Raw genomic sequence first — 14,547 nt, 5'->3', positions numbered from 1 at the left:
GGCGGCCTGACGTTGTGGACAGAGGGACGTGCCGGAGGGCATTATCCCTGCGGTGGAGGAACAGCCTGGGGCTCCGGCCTAACCGGCGTCCGTGCCCGCTCCGGACCCGGACGCCTCCCGGTCCTGCCGGGCAGCCTGCCGCACCCCGCGCTCGGACTGCCTCCGCTGGCGTTCGCGGGCAATGGCCTGCCGCAGCGGCGGCAGCTTGAAGCCGTCGTCGGCCATCCGTGCACGCACGCGCGCCCGGGTCCGGAGGATGCCCGCCACTCCCAGTGCCATTACCAGCAGCTGGACTGCCAGCGCAATGCGGAAGGACTCCAGGGCATACAGGTTTCCCCCGGAGAAGCCGCGGGTATTCAGGATGTCCAGGACCACCCCAATGAGATACATGGAGACGAGGGAGGCAATGAACCCACCCACGTTGACGATGCCGGTGGCAGTTCCCAGCCGGTGGCCGGGGTTGTAGGTGCGGGCAAAATCGAAGCCGATCATCGATCCAGGTCCGCCGACGGCCAGGACCGCCACCAGCAGCGCCAGCAGCCACAGCGGCGCCGGCCCCGGATAGAGCAGTACGGCCAGCCAGGCACAGGCCATGGCTGCGGCAATGATGAGGACCATGGTGGAACGGCGGAGCGGATGACGGCCCACCCAGGAGCCCAGCCAGGGTCCGCAGATGATCGCCACCACGACGAAAAGCGTCATCAGCGCGGAAGCCCAGGCCGAGTCCAGGCCCTCTGCGCTGACCAGATAGGGGAATCCCCACATCAGGATGAAGACCGTGCCCGGGAACTGAATGGTGAAGTGTGTCCACATTCCCAGCCGCGTGCCGGGCTGCCGCCATGCCTCCGCCAGTGACGTTGCGCTCTGGCGCAGCGGAAGAAGGGCCGGGCGTGGTACACCTGCAGGCCGGTTGCGGACACAGACCAGGGTAAGGACCAGGATCAGCACGGACAGGGAAGCGGCAGAGACAAACGCCGTGCTCCACCCGAACCGGTGCAGCACAAAGGCGAAGGGAACGGCACTGGCAATCTGCCCCAGCTGCCCGGTAATGCCGGTCCACTGGGTCAGGACCGGAATGGAGCGGCCGCTGAACCAGGCCGGCAGCAGGCGCAGCACACTGATGAAAGTCAGTGCGTCTCCGGCGCCCACCAGGGAACGGCCGAGAATACCCGCACCGACGGACTCAGCGGCGGCGAGCTGCAGCTGCCCGCCCACCATGAGGGCGGCACCTGCCGCGATCAGGAACCGGGGGCCGAACCGGTCCACCAGGACACCCACCGGAATCTGCAGTCCGGCGTAGACCAGCAGCTGCACCACGGTAAAGACGGACAGGATGGATGCCGTGGCATCGAAGCGTTCGGTGGCCTCCAGTCCGGCAACACCGAACGTGGTGCGCTGGGTAACGGCAACCAGATAGGCCAGGACGCTGACCCCCCAGACAAACCAGGCGCGCGTTGAACTCACCTGCGCACCGCCGTGTCAGCTCTTGGGGCCCATCCCCTGGTCGAAGGGGCCGGAGGTGTCTGACTGTTCGGAAGTCCCAGCTTGTCCGGAAGCTTCAGCATTCCCACCAGTTTCTGCATCCTCCGTTGTATCGGCTGTTGTCTCGGGCCGCAGGGCAACGGATTCCTCCTCCGCCTGCGGGCTCGCCAAATAGGCTTCGACGGCGGCGCCAAGTTCCTCGGCGTCCGCCAACTCATCATTATCCTTCACCAGCAGCGAACGGCGCACGGTGCTGTCCGTGTACTCGTCATACCGCTTCTCCAAAGTGGCCACCACGCCCTTGACCTCTGCGGATGCCTCCACCTGTTCGGCGATCTGGCGCTCCACCTCACGGCCGGCTTCACGGAGCCTGTCGGTCGGCAGCACCAGGGAAGCAGAAGCGCCGAGATACTCAAGGCCGGCTACAGCGGCGGACGGGAATTCCGCCTCCGCCAGGTAGTGCGGCACATGCATGGCATGGCCAACGACGTCGATGCCCGCCTGGATAAGGCGCAGCTCCAGGACATGGCCAACGGCCGCCTGGATCTGGGCGTGGGGACGCCAGGCGCTGATGCCGGACATGAGGTCGGGGCGGTTGCCGTGGACGGTGACGCCGACGGGACGGGTGTGGGGCACCGGCATGGGAATCGAGTGGATCCAGCTCATCATTTCCACGTCGAAGGTCTTGGCCAGATGCACCACTGCGGCGGCAAAGCGTTCCCACTGCACGTCCGGTTCGAAACCGGACAGGAAGAGGAACGGTTCACCAAGGCCGTCATACATCCGGTAGAGGTTCAGTTCCGGCGGTTCATAATCGGTCAGGTGATCCTCGACGAAGGAGATCTGGGGACGGCGGGCGCGGTAATCGATCAACTGGTCGGAATCGAAGGATGCGACCACGTCATGCTCCAGGTTCTCCAGCAGCTCGTCGCGGATCTGCGAGACCACGTGGCCTGCCTCGGCAAAACCGGTAAAGCCCACGAGAAGCTGCAATCCATGCAGGGCGGCGTCGTCAGCCACCTCAGGATTCAGATTGAACAGGGTCAGCGGATCAAGCATGTCTTCCCCTTCTGTGCTTCCATGCGCGTTGGACTTTCGACAAATGTGGATTCTTTTCACCGCGGGGCACTCCCCCGAAACGGCATAAGAGCGCGGGCCGCGCTGTTTACTCAAGGGTAAACGTCCCCGCCCCCGGGTTTCATTCCCGTCCGCCGCAGGCGCAGGACACGCGCATGTGCGGATAGCGGCAGATCCCTGCGGATTGCGCCGGACAAAGCCGGCAGACAAACATCCGCTCCGGCCAAGAGACTACGATCGGTAACAAGGAACCGCGCCGGCAGACGCGGGCCGCACCGAAAAAGCGGCACCAGCCAACATTTTGAACGTAAGGATGTAACTTCGTGGTGAAAACGAACGAGCCGAATCTAACGGTGATTTCCAAGGACGTGCAGAAGGTGCCTGCCCAGGCCCTTGTCGTGGGTATCGGCCAGACGCCGGGCGGCCCTGTCCTGATCGACAGCCCGCTGAGTTCCAAGGCTGCCTCCGCCCTTGCGGCATCGCTGCCCCTGCTGGGAGTCACCGGAGCGGCCGACGAGATCCACCGCCTTCCCGGACTGCCCGAGCTCGAAGCCCAGATGCTCGTTCTTGCCGGCGTGGGCAAGGTCAGCGCCGGAGATCCCCTGAGCGCCGAAGCCCTGCGCCGTGCGGCCGGATCCGCCGTACGCCAGCTGGCCGGCACCGAATCCGTTGCGCTGGCCCTGCCGGCCGCCACGGTTGCCGACGCGGCAGCCGTCGCCGAAGGCGCCCTCTTCGGTGCCTACGGCTACAGCGAACACCGCACTGACAAGACACAGGTCAAGGCGCCGGTCAGCAACATCATTGTTGTCACTCCCGCCGCTGACGATAAGGCGCTGAAGCCGGCCGTGGAACGTGCCCGCATTCTCGCCCGTGCCGTCAACGCCACCCGTACTCTGGTCAACCAGCCCCCCAGCCATCTGTACCCCGAGACGTTCGCCGCTGCGGCCAAGGACCTGGCAAAGCCGCTCTCCGCCAAGGTCAAGATCACCGTAATGGATGAAAAGAAGCTGGAGCGTGACGGATTCGGCGGCCTCATGGGTGTGGGCAAGGGTTCCTCCCGCCCGCCGCGGATGGTCAAGGTTGAATACGCACCCCTGCGGGCCAAGGCGAAGCTTGCCCTGGTGGGCAAGGGCATCACGTTTGACTCGGGCGGACTCTCGCTGAAGCCTGCCGCCGGAATGCAGACCATGAAGTGCGACATGGGCGGAGCCGCCGTTGTCCTCAACGCGCTGCTGGCCATCGCTGAACTGGGCCTGCCCGTCAAGGTCACGGCGTGGCTGTGCCTCGCCGAGAACATGCCCTCCGGCACCGCCCAGCGTCCCGGCGACGTTATGACCACTTACGGCGGACGCACCGTGGAGGTCCTGAACACCGACGCCGAGGGGCGTTTGGTCATGGCCGACGGCCTGGTGGCCGCCTCGGAAGAGGCTCCCGACGTGCTGATCGACGTCGCCACCCTCACCGGTGCGCAGATGATCGCCCTGGGCAACCGCGTCTCGGCCGTCATGGGAGAGGAAGGGGTGCGCGACGCCGTCAAGGCCGCCGCTGACCGTGCCGGAGAGCTGTTCTGGCCGATGCCCATTCCCGAAGAGCTGCGTGCTTCCCTGGATTCCCAGGTTGCGGACATCGCCAACCACGGCGAGCGTTTCGGCGGCATGATGACCGCCGCATCGTTCCTGCGCGAGTTCGTGGGCGAAGTTGACGGCGTGAAGATTCCGTGGGCCCATCTGGACATCGCCGGACCGGCGTTCAATGAGGGCTCGCCCTACGGCTACACGCCCAAGGAGGGTACCGGCGTCGCGGTCCGCACGCTGGTGGCCTACGCCGAAGACGTCGTCGCCCGCTCCGCCTAAGACGCGCATATAGCACCGGAGTTCACAGCGGACCACCGGGAATAAACAATCAGGGTGGTGTTTCTCCTTACACTTCCCGTCGGCAGGACTTCACTGAGTGGATGCAGCCCTGCCGGCGGGATAGTGTGAGAGACGATCACAACCGCCCAAATCACTAAAACGACGCGCCCATGTGCGTCACCGATTACGCGAGGGAGCGTCCAAGTGGCCGAAAAGGCAACTGCGCAAGAATTCGACATCCTGATCCTCGGAGGAGGAAGCGGCGGCTACGCCGCCGCCCTTCGCTCCGTGGAGCTGGGTTTCTCTGTAGGACTTATCGAAAAGGGAAAGCTGGGCGGCACCTGCCTGCACAACGGCTGCATCCCCACCAAGGCACTGCTGCACTCGGCCGAGATTGCCGAGAACGCCAAGACCGCATCGAAGTACGGCATCAACGCCACCTTCGATTCGATCGACATGACGGCTGTGAACTCCTACAAGGACAACATCATTGCGGGCAAGTTCCGCGGCCTGCAGGGCCTGATCAAGTCCAAGGGCATCACCGTCATCGAGGGTGAAGGCAAGCTCACCAGCGAGAAGACCATTGAGGTCAACGGCGAAACCTACACGGGCGCCAACATCATCCTGGCCACCGGCTCCTACTCCCGCTCGCTGCCGGGCCTGGAAATCGGCGGCAAGGTCATTACCTCCGACCAGGCCCTGAAGATGGACACCGTGCCCAAGAGCGCCATCATCCTGGGCGGCGGCGTCATTGGCGTCGAGTTCGCCTCGGTCTGGAACTCCTTCGGCGTGGACGTCACCATCATCGAAGGCCTGCCGTCGCTGGTCCCCAACGAAGACGCGGCAATCATCAAGCAGCTCGAGCGCGCGTACAAGAAGCGCGGCATCAAGTTCAGCACCGGCATCTTCTTTGACAACGTCCAGCAGAACGACGACGGCGTCGTCGTCACGCTGGCGGACGGCAAGACCTACGAAGCGGACCTGATGCTCGTGGCCGTGGGCCGCGGCCCGGTCACCGCCAACCTGGGTTACGAAGAAGCCGGCCTGACCATGGACCGCGGCTTCGTCATCACCAACGAGCGCCTGCACACCGGCGTGGGCAACGTCTACGCCGTGGGCGACATCGTTCCTGGCCTGCAGCTGGCCCACCGCGGCTTCCAGCAGGGCATTTTCGTCGCCGAGGAAATCGCCGGCCTCAAGCCGGTCATCGTCGAAGACGTCAACATTCCGAAGGTGACGTACTGCGAACCTGAAATCGCGTCCGTCGGCCTGACCGAAAAGGCCGCCAAGGCCAAACTGGGTGACGACAACGTCCAGGTCCAGGAATACAACCTTGCCGGCAACGGCAAGACCTCCATCCTGGGCTCCTCCGGCCTGATCAAGATGGTTCGCGAGAAGGACGGCCCCATCGTGGGTGTCCACATGATCGGCGGCCGCATCGGCGAGCAGATCGGTGAAGCGCAGCTGATCGTGAACTGGGAGGCCTACCCGGAAGACCTGGCGAGCCTGCTGCACGCCCACCCCACGCAGAACGAAGCCCTCGGTGAGGCCGCCATGGCCCTCGCCGGCAAGCCGCTGCACGGCTAAGCCAAAGAATTACCGCCCGGTGCACCCGGACCCGTAAACCCCGGGTGCACTAGGCTTTCCACCACCAGCACCAGCGGTACGGCTGGTTCAGAAGATCTAACAAGGAGAAACGGGGACAATATGTCTGAAACCGTGAACTTACCCGCCCTTGGTGAAAGCGTCACCGAAGGCACCGTCACCCGCTGGCTCAAGGCCGTTGGCGACAGCGTCGAGGTAGACGAGCCGCTGCTGGAAGTGTCCACCGACAAGGTTGACACCGAAATCCCGTCCCCCGTGGCCGGCGTCATCGAGGAAATCCTCGTAGCCGAAGACGAGACCGCTGAAGTTGGCGAGGCGCTGGTGCGCATCGGCGACGGTTCCGGTTCCGCCGGTGCCAAGGATGACGGCGGCAGCGCCGCTGAAGAAGCACCCGCAGCCGAAGAGGCTCCCGCCCGGGAGGAAGCTCCGGCGCAGGAAGCCCCGGCCGAGTCCAACGACTCCGGATCCGCGGATTCCGGCAGCGGCGAAGGCACCGAGGTCACCCTCCCGGCGCTGGGCGAGTCCGTTACCGAGGGCACCGTCACCCGTTGGCTGAAGGCCGTGGGCGACGACGTCGAGATGGACGAGCCGCTCCTGGAAGTCTCCACCGACAAGGTTGACACCGAGATCCCCTCCCCCGTTGCCGGCAAGCTGCTGGAAATCCGGGTGAACGAGGATGACACCGCCGAGGTTGGCGCTGTCCTCGCCGTCATCGGTTCCGGCTCCGCTGCTCCGGCCAAGGCCGAACCCAAGGAAGCCGAGCCGGTGGCAGCAGCTTCCAAGGATGAGCGTGAAGCTCCGGCAGCCGAGCCCAAGAAGGAAGAGGCGCCGGCCCCGAAGCAGGAGGAGAAGAAGCCTGAGCCCAAGGCTGAAGCTCCCAAGCAGGAAGCCCCGAAGCAGGAAGCTCCCGCTGCCTCCGAGTCCGAAGGCACCTACGTCACCCCGCTGGTACGCAAGCTCGCCAACCAGCACGGCGTGGACCTCTCCACCGTCAAGGGCTCCGGCGTTGCCGGCCGTATCCGCAAGCAGGACGTCCTGGAAGCTGCCGAGGCCAAGAAGGCTGCTGATTCCAAGCCTGCTGCCGCTGCTCCTGCAGCTGCTTCGTCTTCGGACAAGGCAGCCCCGGCCAAGATCAGCGACGAGAGCGCGAAGCTGCGCGGCACCACGGTCAAGGCACCGCGGATCCGCCAGACCATCGCCCGCCGCATGGTCGAATCCCTGCAGGTCTCGGCGCAGCTGACCCAGGTCCAGGAAGTGGACATGACGCGCATCGCCAAGCTGCGCGCCTCGGCCAAGAACTCCTTCCAGGAGCAGAACGGCGCCAAGCTCACCTTCCTGCCCTTCATCGCCAAGGCCGTCACCGAGGCACTGAAGCAGCACCCGAAGCTGAACGCCTCCTACGACTCGGACGCCCAGCAGATCACGTATTACGACGCTGAGCACCTTGCGATTGCAGTGGACACTGAAAAGGGCCTGCTGGTTCCCGTCATCGCGGATGCCGGCGACCTGAACATTGCCGGCCTGGCCAAGCGCATCGGCGACGTCGGTGCACGCACCAAGGCCGGAAAGATTGGCCCGGATGAGCTGTCCGGCGGAACCTTCACCATCACCAACATCGGTTCCGTGGGCGCGCTGTTCGACACCCCGATCATCAACCAGCCGCAGGTAGGCATCCTGGGTACCGGCGCGATCGTCAAGCGTCCCGTCGTCCTCACCGACGCCGAGGGTAATGACACCATCGCCATCCGCTCCATGATGTACCTGTCCCTGTCCTACGACCACCGCCTGGTGGACGGCGCCGATGCAGGACGCTTCCTGCAGACGCTGAAGGCACGGCTTGAAGAAGGCAACTTCGAGGCTGATCTGGGCCTCTAGTTCCCGCCCGGTGAAAGCCGGCCAAGGGCGCCTCCCGCAGGGGAGGCGCCCTTTTCTACATGTTGTCGAATAGTTACCGCGGTTCAGACCCCTCAGTTCGGGAATGCTGACATGGTGTCGGTAAGCTGGATATATGGACTTCCTACAGAGCTTTCTCGTCTTCCTGCACATTCTTGGCGCCGCAATCATCGTTGGTATCTGGTTCGCCAAGATCAAGAACCCCACGGTGATGCCCGGACAGTTCCATGGTGCACTCCTGCAGCTGGTCACCGGCATCATGCTGGTCGGCCTGGCTGAAATGGATGGGGCTGATGTCAACCACATCAAGATTGCCGTCAAGCTCAGCCTGGCCCTGGTCATTGCCGTCATGGCCTTCATCGGCCAGCGCAAGTACAAGAAGGGCGAGACCGTCAGCAAGGGCCTGGCCAACGGCGTGGGCATCCTGACGGTGGTCAACATCGCCGTCGCCACCATGTGGTAACAGACGGTAGAACCGTTGCAGGTCACTGAATAGGATGGGATGAAGTGCCGGCGCCTGCCGGCCTTCATCCCATCAGCTTTTAAGGAGCTTCCCATGGCTACAGTCCGCTCAGCCCATACCGTCTGGAACGGCGACCTCTTCAACGGCAAGGGCGATGTGACCCTCGACAGCTCCGGCCTTGGCACCTACGACGTCACCTGGAAGGCCCGCGCTGAAGAGGCCAACGGCAAGACCAGCCCCGAGGAGCTGATTGCCGCCGCGCATTCGGCCTGCTTCTCCATGGCCTTCAGCAACGGACTGGCGGAGGCCGGCAAGACCGCCGAACGCATTGAGACCTCCGCAGACGTCACTTTTGTACCCGGCACCGGCATCACCGAGAGCCGTCTGAAGGTCACTGCCGTGGTTCCCGGCCTGACCGCCGAGGAGTTTACGGACATTGCCGAGGCCGCCAAGAGCGGCTGCCCCGTTTCCCAGGCCCTCGCCGGCATTAAGATCTCGCTGGACGCCACGCTGGAGTCCTAAGACCCGGGAGCAGCAAGCTCAGGCGCCTTCAGCGCCAACTGAAAAGGCCCGTGTTCTCCTTGGCCAGCCAGGGACAACACGGGCCTTTTCGTCAACGGTGCGCGCGCAGCCCGCGCGCCGGCGTCAGCGCAACCGTACGGTGGCCGTCTCGCGTCCCCGCTTGAGCGGGACCGGCCAGCTCTGCCCGCCGTGCGTCATCACGTAGTCACCGAAGAAACCGGTGATCGACAGGCGTCCGTCGTGATCAGTGCGCATCGTCGTTGGCGGCAGCCACCATTCGCCCTTGATCAGCGACCGCAGCGCGTCATACGAGGGTTTCGGCGTGCCGTCGGCGCGAACCAATCCGCCGGGCGCACCGAGCCAGGCTCCGTCGTCGGTGAGCCCCCAATAGGTAATGGCCTGCACTGCCGGGTGTCCGACGAGCGAGCGGTAGTGGCGCACGATCTCCTCCGCCTGCCTGGCTTCTCCCTCCGGCGTCGACGGCCAGAAGGGGATCTGATAGTCATTGAGGTCGATGACCTCAGACGGCATGAGGTCCCCCGAAAGCAGGGTTGTCTCGGTCAAATGGAGGGGCAGCCCGAAGCGGGCGAACCGGTCGACCATCGCAAGCATGGCTTCCTCTCCCCAGTACCCCTGATGCATGTGCGTCTGCAGGCCGATCGCGTCCACGGCGATCCCCGCTTCCAGCACGGACCCGATCAGGGCTTCGTAGTCGCTGGAGAGGTCGAAGTCGTTCAGGACAAGCGTCGCCGAAGGGTTCGCTGCCCGGGCTTCTCCGAACGCGAGCTCAATCATGGGCACGCGGCCGATGCTCCGGGCCAGCCGGGTGATACCGTTTTCCTCCGCCGTAAACACCGGCATGATGACCGCTTCATTGATGGCGTCCCAGGCGTCGATGACCCCGGAAAAGTCCGTCACCTCGCGTCGGATCCTCTCTCGCAGCAGCTGCTCTATCTCCGCCGCGGACAAACCCGTGAGCCACTCGGGCGCAAGCGTGTGCCAAGTCAGCGGATGGCCCTTGGCCGCCACTCCGTGCTCAGCGAACCACGAGGCGGTCCGAAGAAGCCTTCGGGTGTCAGGTTTGCCGGGTGTCGGCTCAAAACCCCGCCAGTAGAACGGAAGGGTCGCAGTGTTGAAGAGGTCCAGCCACATCGTCTTGAGATCCGGCAGACCGGCCCCTGCCCCGCCAAAAACGGGCTTCGCGGCCGCATCCTGCCCGGTCTCCCCGTTCGCAAGCGGGATGAAGTCGAAACCGATGTTGCCGAACGCGAAGTCATGACGCTGCTGCTCGACAATGACCTCCGCGTTGGGCACCGGGTTGCCGGCCGGGTCCAGCACGGTGACCAGCGCGGTCGCCCGACGGTGATCGACACTCATGGTGTGCTCCGCGAAATCTCCCTAAAGCTCGGGTGAAAGGTCCGGTCAAAGCCGACGGCACGTGCTTCACCGGAGAGCTGCACCGACTGTGTGACGCGCATGTCGGTGCTGGATGCTCCGAGACCAAGGACGATCTCCCCCGGTTCCACGACCCGCTCGCCGTTTCGGCCGGTGAAGCTGGTGACGTCTGCGGGAACGTGGATCGAGAGCTCAACGGACTCGCCCGGCAGCAGGTCAACGCGCTGGAAACCGACCAGACGCTGTACCGGGCGCACCACTGAGGCGACCGGATCGTGGACGTAAACCTGGACGATTTCCGTCCCTGGACGGTCCCCGGTGTTGCGCAGACGGAGGCCGAGGGTGGCTGTGCCGTCGACGCCGATCTTGTCCGGCCCGTGCTGGCCGGCACTCCACTCGAAGGCCGTGTATCCGATCCCGTGCCCAAACGCGAAGGCGGCCGTCGGGTCAATGCTCGACACTCCGTTGGAGCGGCCCAGGGGTGCGGCCAGGTAGGTGGACGGCTGCGTCCCCTCTGAGGCCGGAATGCTGACAGGCAGGCGTCCGCTCGGATTGACCCGGCCGGAGAGAATGCCGGCAAGCGCGGATGTTCCCTCTTCGCCTGCAAAGAACACCTGCACAATCGCACCGGCTTCCGTAACGGCGGATCCCAGAGCGTACGGCCGTCCGGCGAGCAGGGTGACGACGGCGGGAGTTGAGGTTGCCAGGACGGCGTCGAGGAGGTTCTGCTGGGCACCGGGCAGACGGAGCGACTCGACGTCGCAGCCCTCACCGCTCGTGCCGCGGCCAAAGAGCCCGGCCCGGTCACCGAGGGCGACAATGACAACGTCCGCCCGCGCTGCGGCATCCACCGCAGCAGAGATGCCGGCGGTTTCTCCTCCGTCAATCGTCGTGCCGGGAACGTATTCAATGGCGGCTTCGGGAAACTCGGTGCGGAGGCTCTCCAGCAGGGTGGGCAGTTCGATACCGAGGGGTGTGTCGGGGTGCTGCACGCCAACATGCGCAGGGAACGAATAGCAGCCGAGAACGGCGAAGGGGTCATCCGTCGTCGGTCCGACGACGGCAATCCGGCGCGGGGCAGCGAGCGGAAGGATCCCGTCGTTGCTCAAAAGTACGATGGATTGTTCGGCGATCTCACGGGCGACCGCCCGGTTACCGGCGTTGTCCAGATCGACGGTGCCGCGGATGCCTTCGGCATTGTCCACGTCGACGTTCCGCAGCGCTTCGGGCACCGCATCCCAGTCAGGATCAAGCAGTCCCAGTTCGACCTTCTGGCGCAGTACGCGCCGGAGGGCACGATCGATGACAGTCTCGGGCAGGGAACCTGACCGGACCGCTTCGATCAGCGGCACACCGAAGGTCTTCACCGTCGGCAGTTCCACATCCACGCCGGCAGTGAGTGCCAGAGCGGCCGCCTCACCCCATGAACCTGCGACGCCGTGAAGCAGTTTCAGGAAGGCGATCCCGAAGTAGTCGGCAACGACGGTGCCGTCGAAACCCCAGATGTCGCGCAGGAGACCGGTGAGCAGCGACTCGTCAGCCGCCGAGGGCACGCCGTCGAGGTCAGTATAGGAGTGCATGACCGAACGCGGCTTGCCTTCACGCATGACCATTTCAAACGGAACGAGGAGAACGTCAGCGAGTTCACGCGGCCCAACCGAGACCGGAGCGAGATTACGGCCGGCCTTCGACGCCGAGTAACCGACAAAGTGCTTGAGGGTTGCGACTATCCCTGCGGACTCGAGGCCGCGGACGTATGCCGTTCCGATGCTGCCGATGAGATACGGGTCCTCACCGATGGTTTCCTCGACGCGTCCCCAGCGGGCATCCCGCACCACGTCGAGTACCGGGGCGAGGCCCTGGTGGATACCGACCGAGCGCATGTCTGACCCGATGCGGCGGGACATCCGCTCAATGAGTCCGGGATTGAAGGAAGCGCCCCAGGCCAGGGGCACCGGATAGGCTGTCGCTCCCCAGGTGGCGAAGCCGGCCAGGCATTCTTCATGCGCAACGGCCGGGATTCCGAACCGGTTGGATGCCGCAATCCGGCGCTGGCTGCGCAGGAGGGACAGCGCTCCGAGTGCCGGGTCGACCGGAGCCGAGCCGAACGGCCGGGTCAGCTGGCCGAGCCCGTTCGGCAGGAGCGCGTCGAGGTCAACGAGGTCGTCCATGTCGTTCTGGTGCGGGGCAACGTCCCCGCCCTCATTGGACGCGCCAACCCAGACGCCGAACAGCTGGGCGGTCTTCTCCTCGAGCGTGAGCTCGGCGAGGAGTGCTTCGGCGCGGTCCGAAGCGGATGCGCTGACGTCGCGCCATGCCGGCGCCGTCGTCGTGGATGTTGTGTTGCTCAAGGAAGGTCCTAACCTTTGACCGCGCCGGTGAGTCCGCCGACAATGCGGCGCTCAAACAGCGTGAAAAATATCAGTGCTGGAATCATGGACAGGGAGGTGAAGGCGAGTACCTTTGCCGTGTCCACCGAATACTGCGAAGCGAACGCCTGAACACCGAGCGGCAGCGTGTACGACGCCTGGTCGCTGAGGATGAACAGCGGCAGGAGATAGCTGTTCCAGCTCGCCACGAAAGCAAGAATGCCCGTCGTCACCACGCCCGGCAGGGACAGGGGAACCACCATCCGGAAGAAGAAGCCCAGCCGGCTGGTCCCGTCAATTGCCGCAGCCTCTTCGATTTCATCGGGGATAGCCTTGAGGAACGGAACCAGGATGATGATCGTCACCGGCAGACCGAAGGCGATTTGCGGGAGAATCACGCCGCCCAGGCTGTTCATCAGACCCAGGTCCCTGACGAGGATATAGAGCGGCGTGATTGCCACCGTCATAGGGAACATGAGTCCGGCGGCGAAGAGTGAATACATCGCACCGCGGCCGGCAAAGTTGTACCGCGCCAGGATGAAGCTGGCCATCAGCCCGAGCACCACCACGCCGACGGTCGTGGCAATCGCGGCAATTGCCGAGTTGCCAACCTGCTGCCAGAAGGTCGGACTGGCAAGCACCTCCGCGTAGTTGTCGAAATTCCACGGGTTAGGGAGTCCCTCGGGCGAATTGGTGATCTGCGAATTGTCTCGGAAGCCGCCGAGAATAATGTAGATGACGGGCCCGAGGCACAGTGAGATGAAGACAAAGGCGACGAAGTAGGTCGCTGGGCTGCCCCACGGCTGACGCTCCTTAGGCTGACGCTTTCTGCGCAGGGGCGTGCGGGTTTCGATAGCGGTCATCACTTCTTTCCTGACGTGAGGGCACCGTCGGTGTCGCGCCGAAGAACGAACCGCTGGTAGATCAATGCGATGACGAGGGAGATCAGGAACATGACGACGGCGACAGCGCTGCCGTAGCCAAAGTTGCCCGATGTGCGTCCGTTGGCGACCATGTAGGTGGCCATGGTCGAGGTCCCGGCAGTGGAGGCGACGTACTGGCCCCAGATGATGAAGACCAGGTCGAACAACTGCAGCGACCCGATGATGGACAGGAACGCCCAGATCCGCACGGTCGGCCCGAGGAGGGGCAGCGTAATGGCGCGCTGGGTTTGCCAGTAGCTGGCGCCGTCAATGGCGGCTGCCTCGAACAATTCGCTGGGAATGCTCTGCAGTCCGGCGAGGAAAAGAATGACTGCAAATCCGATGTACTTCCACGAGATAATCACCATCAGGGACCAGATGGCGATGCTCGGATCAGAGAGCCAGTCTGCCTTGAGCGCTCCCAGCCCGATGCTGTCGAGCAGCCCGTTGACGGCTCCGGAGGTCTGTAGCATGAGACCCCAGCCGATCCCGACAATGACCTCGGAGATGATGTACGGGACGAAGATGAGGACCCGGATGAGTGACCGGCCCCGGATGCTCCGGTTGAGCAGGAGGGCGAGGACAACGGCGATGGGGCCCTGGATAACCAGGGAGAGCACCAGGATGAACCCGTTGTGGAGCAGCACGTCGTGGAACGCGCTGTCCTGGAAAATGATCTTGTAGTTGTCGAAGCCGACGAAGTCTGTGGCCGGACCAAAGCCCTTCCAGCGGAAGAAGCCGTAGTAGCCGGCGAGGACGACCGGGAAGATGACGAAGCCGACAAAAACGAAGATGGCCGGCCCGGCCAATAGCGTGATCTCGAGACGTTTGCGCCAGTCCGTTGCACGCCGCCTGGGCCGCGGTGCGGCAGGGGACGCCGCGCGGGCGCCGTCCCCTGCCGTAACCGTGCCCCGCGGCGGCTGAGCGTCCGTCATCAACGGAGCGCCGCCTGCAGGTTCAGTCAT

General features: G+C 64.5%; 11 protein-coding genes. 5 read left to right on the top strand and 6 right to left on the bottom strand.

What is annotated here, in order from left to right:
• Nucleotides 1-78 precede the first annotated feature (78 nt).
• Complete coding sequence (locus tag QMA10_RS14610; RefSeq protein ID WP_290169468.1) at nucleotides 79-1,464, bottom strand: MFS transporter; 1,386 nt, start codon at nucleotides 1,462-1,464, stop codon at nucleotides 79-81.
• Between the two features lie 15 nt (nucleotides 1,465-1,479).
• On the bottom strand, nucleotides 1,480-2,541 hold the full coding sequence (locus QMA10_RS14605) for a PAC2 family protein (protein WP_290169467.1): 1,062 nt from the start codon (nucleotides 2,539-2,541) through the stop codon (nucleotides 1,480-1,482).
• A gap of 341 nt (nucleotides 2,542-2,882) precedes the next feature.
• On the opposite strand from QMA10_RS14605, the gene QMA10_RS14600 reads away from it, so the two are divergent.
• The 5 genes from QMA10_RS14600 to QMA10_RS14580 all read left to right on the top strand — a co-directional run bounded on the left by QMA10_RS14600 (nucleotide 2,883) and on the right by QMA10_RS14580 (nucleotide 8,895).
• Entirely contained in the window at nucleotides 2,883-4,412 is a 1,530-nt protein-coding gene (locus tag QMA10_RS14600) for a leucyl aminopeptidase (protein ID WP_290169466.1), read from the top strand.
• Between the two features lie 204 nt (nucleotides 4,413-4,616).
• Nucleotides 4,617-5,999 (top strand): dihydrolipoyl dehydrogenase, encoded by a 1,383-nt coding sequence (gene lpdA, locus QMA10_RS14595; RefSeq protein ID WP_290169465.1) that lies wholly within the window; start codon nucleotides 4,617-4,619, stop codon nucleotides 5,997-5,999.
• A gap of 120 nt (nucleotides 6,000-6,119) precedes the next feature.
• Entirely contained in the window at nucleotides 6,120-7,892 is a 1,773-nt protein-coding gene (gene sucB / locus QMA10_RS14590; protein ID WP_290169464.1) for a 2-oxoglutarate dehydrogenase, E2 component, dihydrolipoamide succinyltransferase, read from the top strand.
• A 133-nt stretch (nucleotides 7,893-8,025) separates the two neighbouring features.
• A complete protein-coding gene (locus QMA10_RS14585; RefSeq protein WP_290169462.1) occupies nucleotides 8,026-8,373 on the top strand; it encodes a hypothetical protein in 348 nt (115 codons plus the stop codon).
• Between the two features lie 93 nt (nucleotides 8,374-8,466).
• On the top strand, nucleotides 8,467-8,895 hold the full coding sequence (locus QMA10_RS14580; RefSeq protein ID WP_104054652.1) for an OsmC family protein: 429 nt from the start codon (nucleotides 8,467-8,469) through the stop codon (nucleotides 8,893-8,895).
• 123 nt (nucleotides 8,896-9,018) lie between these two features.
• Here the strand turns inward: QMA10_RS14580 and QMA10_RS14575 are convergent, their stop codons facing one another.
• The 4 genes from QMA10_RS14575 to QMA10_RS14560 are packed head-to-tail and all read right to left on the bottom strand — an operon-like array spanning nucleotide 9,019 to nucleotide 14,547.
• Nucleotides 9,019-10,272 (bottom strand): endo-1,4-beta-xylanase, encoded by a 1,254-nt coding sequence (locus QMA10_RS14575; protein ID WP_290169460.1) that lies wholly within the window; start codon nucleotides 10,270-10,272, stop codon nucleotides 9,019-9,021.
• Nucleotides 10,269-12,641 carry a glycoside hydrolase family 3 N-terminal domain-containing protein gene (locus QMA10_RS14570; protein ID WP_290169458.1) on the bottom strand — a complete coding sequence of 791 codons (2,373 nt, stop codon included), beginning with the start codon at nucleotides 12,639-12,641 and terminating at the stop codon, nucleotides 10,269-10,271. Before QMA10_RS14570 ends, QMA10_RS14575 begins: the two co-directional genes overlap by 4 nt.
• Nucleotides 12,642-12,649: 8 nt before the next feature.
• A complete protein-coding gene (locus QMA10_RS14565; protein WP_290169456.1) occupies nucleotides 12,650-13,522 on the bottom strand; it encodes a carbohydrate ABC transporter permease in 873 nt (290 codons plus the stop codon).
• Complete coding sequence (locus QMA10_RS14560) at nucleotides 13,522-14,547, bottom strand: sugar ABC transporter permease (protein WP_290169455.1); 1,026 nt, start codon at nucleotides 14,545-14,547, stop codon at nucleotides 13,522-13,524. The genes QMA10_RS14565 and QMA10_RS14560 overlap by 1 nt, the downstream gene beginning before the upstream one ends.

The organism is Arthrobacter sp. APC 3897 (assembly GCF_030407495.1).
In the GTDB taxonomy this organism is placed as follows: domain Bacteria; phylum Actinomycetota; class Actinomycetes; order Actinomycetales; family Micrococcaceae; genus Arthrobacter_B.
Note: the sequence above shows the minus strand (reverse complement) of the source record. Positions and strands in the feature narration are given on the sequence as shown.

Bases quoted from the DNA above. Each gene is read 5' to 3' on its own strand.
- sucB (WP_290169464.1), top strand. From the start codon at position 6,120: ATGTCTGAAACCGTGAACTTACCCGCCCTTGGTGAAAGCGTCACCGAA.
- QMA10_RS14575 (WP_290169460.1), bottom strand. From the start codon at position 10,272: ATGAGTGTCGATCACCGTCGGGCGACCGCGCTGGTCACCGTGCTGGAC.
- QMA10_RS14560 (WP_290169455.1), bottom strand. From the start codon at position 14,547: ATGACTGAACCTGCAGGCGGCGCTCCGTTGATGACGGACGCTCAGCCG.
- QMA10_RS14580 (WP_104054652.1), top strand. From the start codon at position 8,467: ATGGCTACAGTCCGCTCAGCCCATACCGTCTGGAACGGCGACCTCTTC.
- QMA10_RS14585 (WP_290169462.1), top strand. From the start codon at position 8,026: ATGGACTTCCTACAGAGCTTTCTCGTCTTCCTGCACATTCTTGGCGCC.
- QMA10_RS14605 (WP_290169467.1), bottom strand. From the start codon at position 2,541: ATGCTTGATCCGCTGACCCTGTTCAATCTGAATCCTGAGGTGGCTGAC.
- QMA10_RS14565 (WP_290169456.1), bottom strand. From the start codon at position 13,522: ATGACCGCTATCGAAACCCGCACGCCCCTGCGCAGAAAGCGTCAGCCT.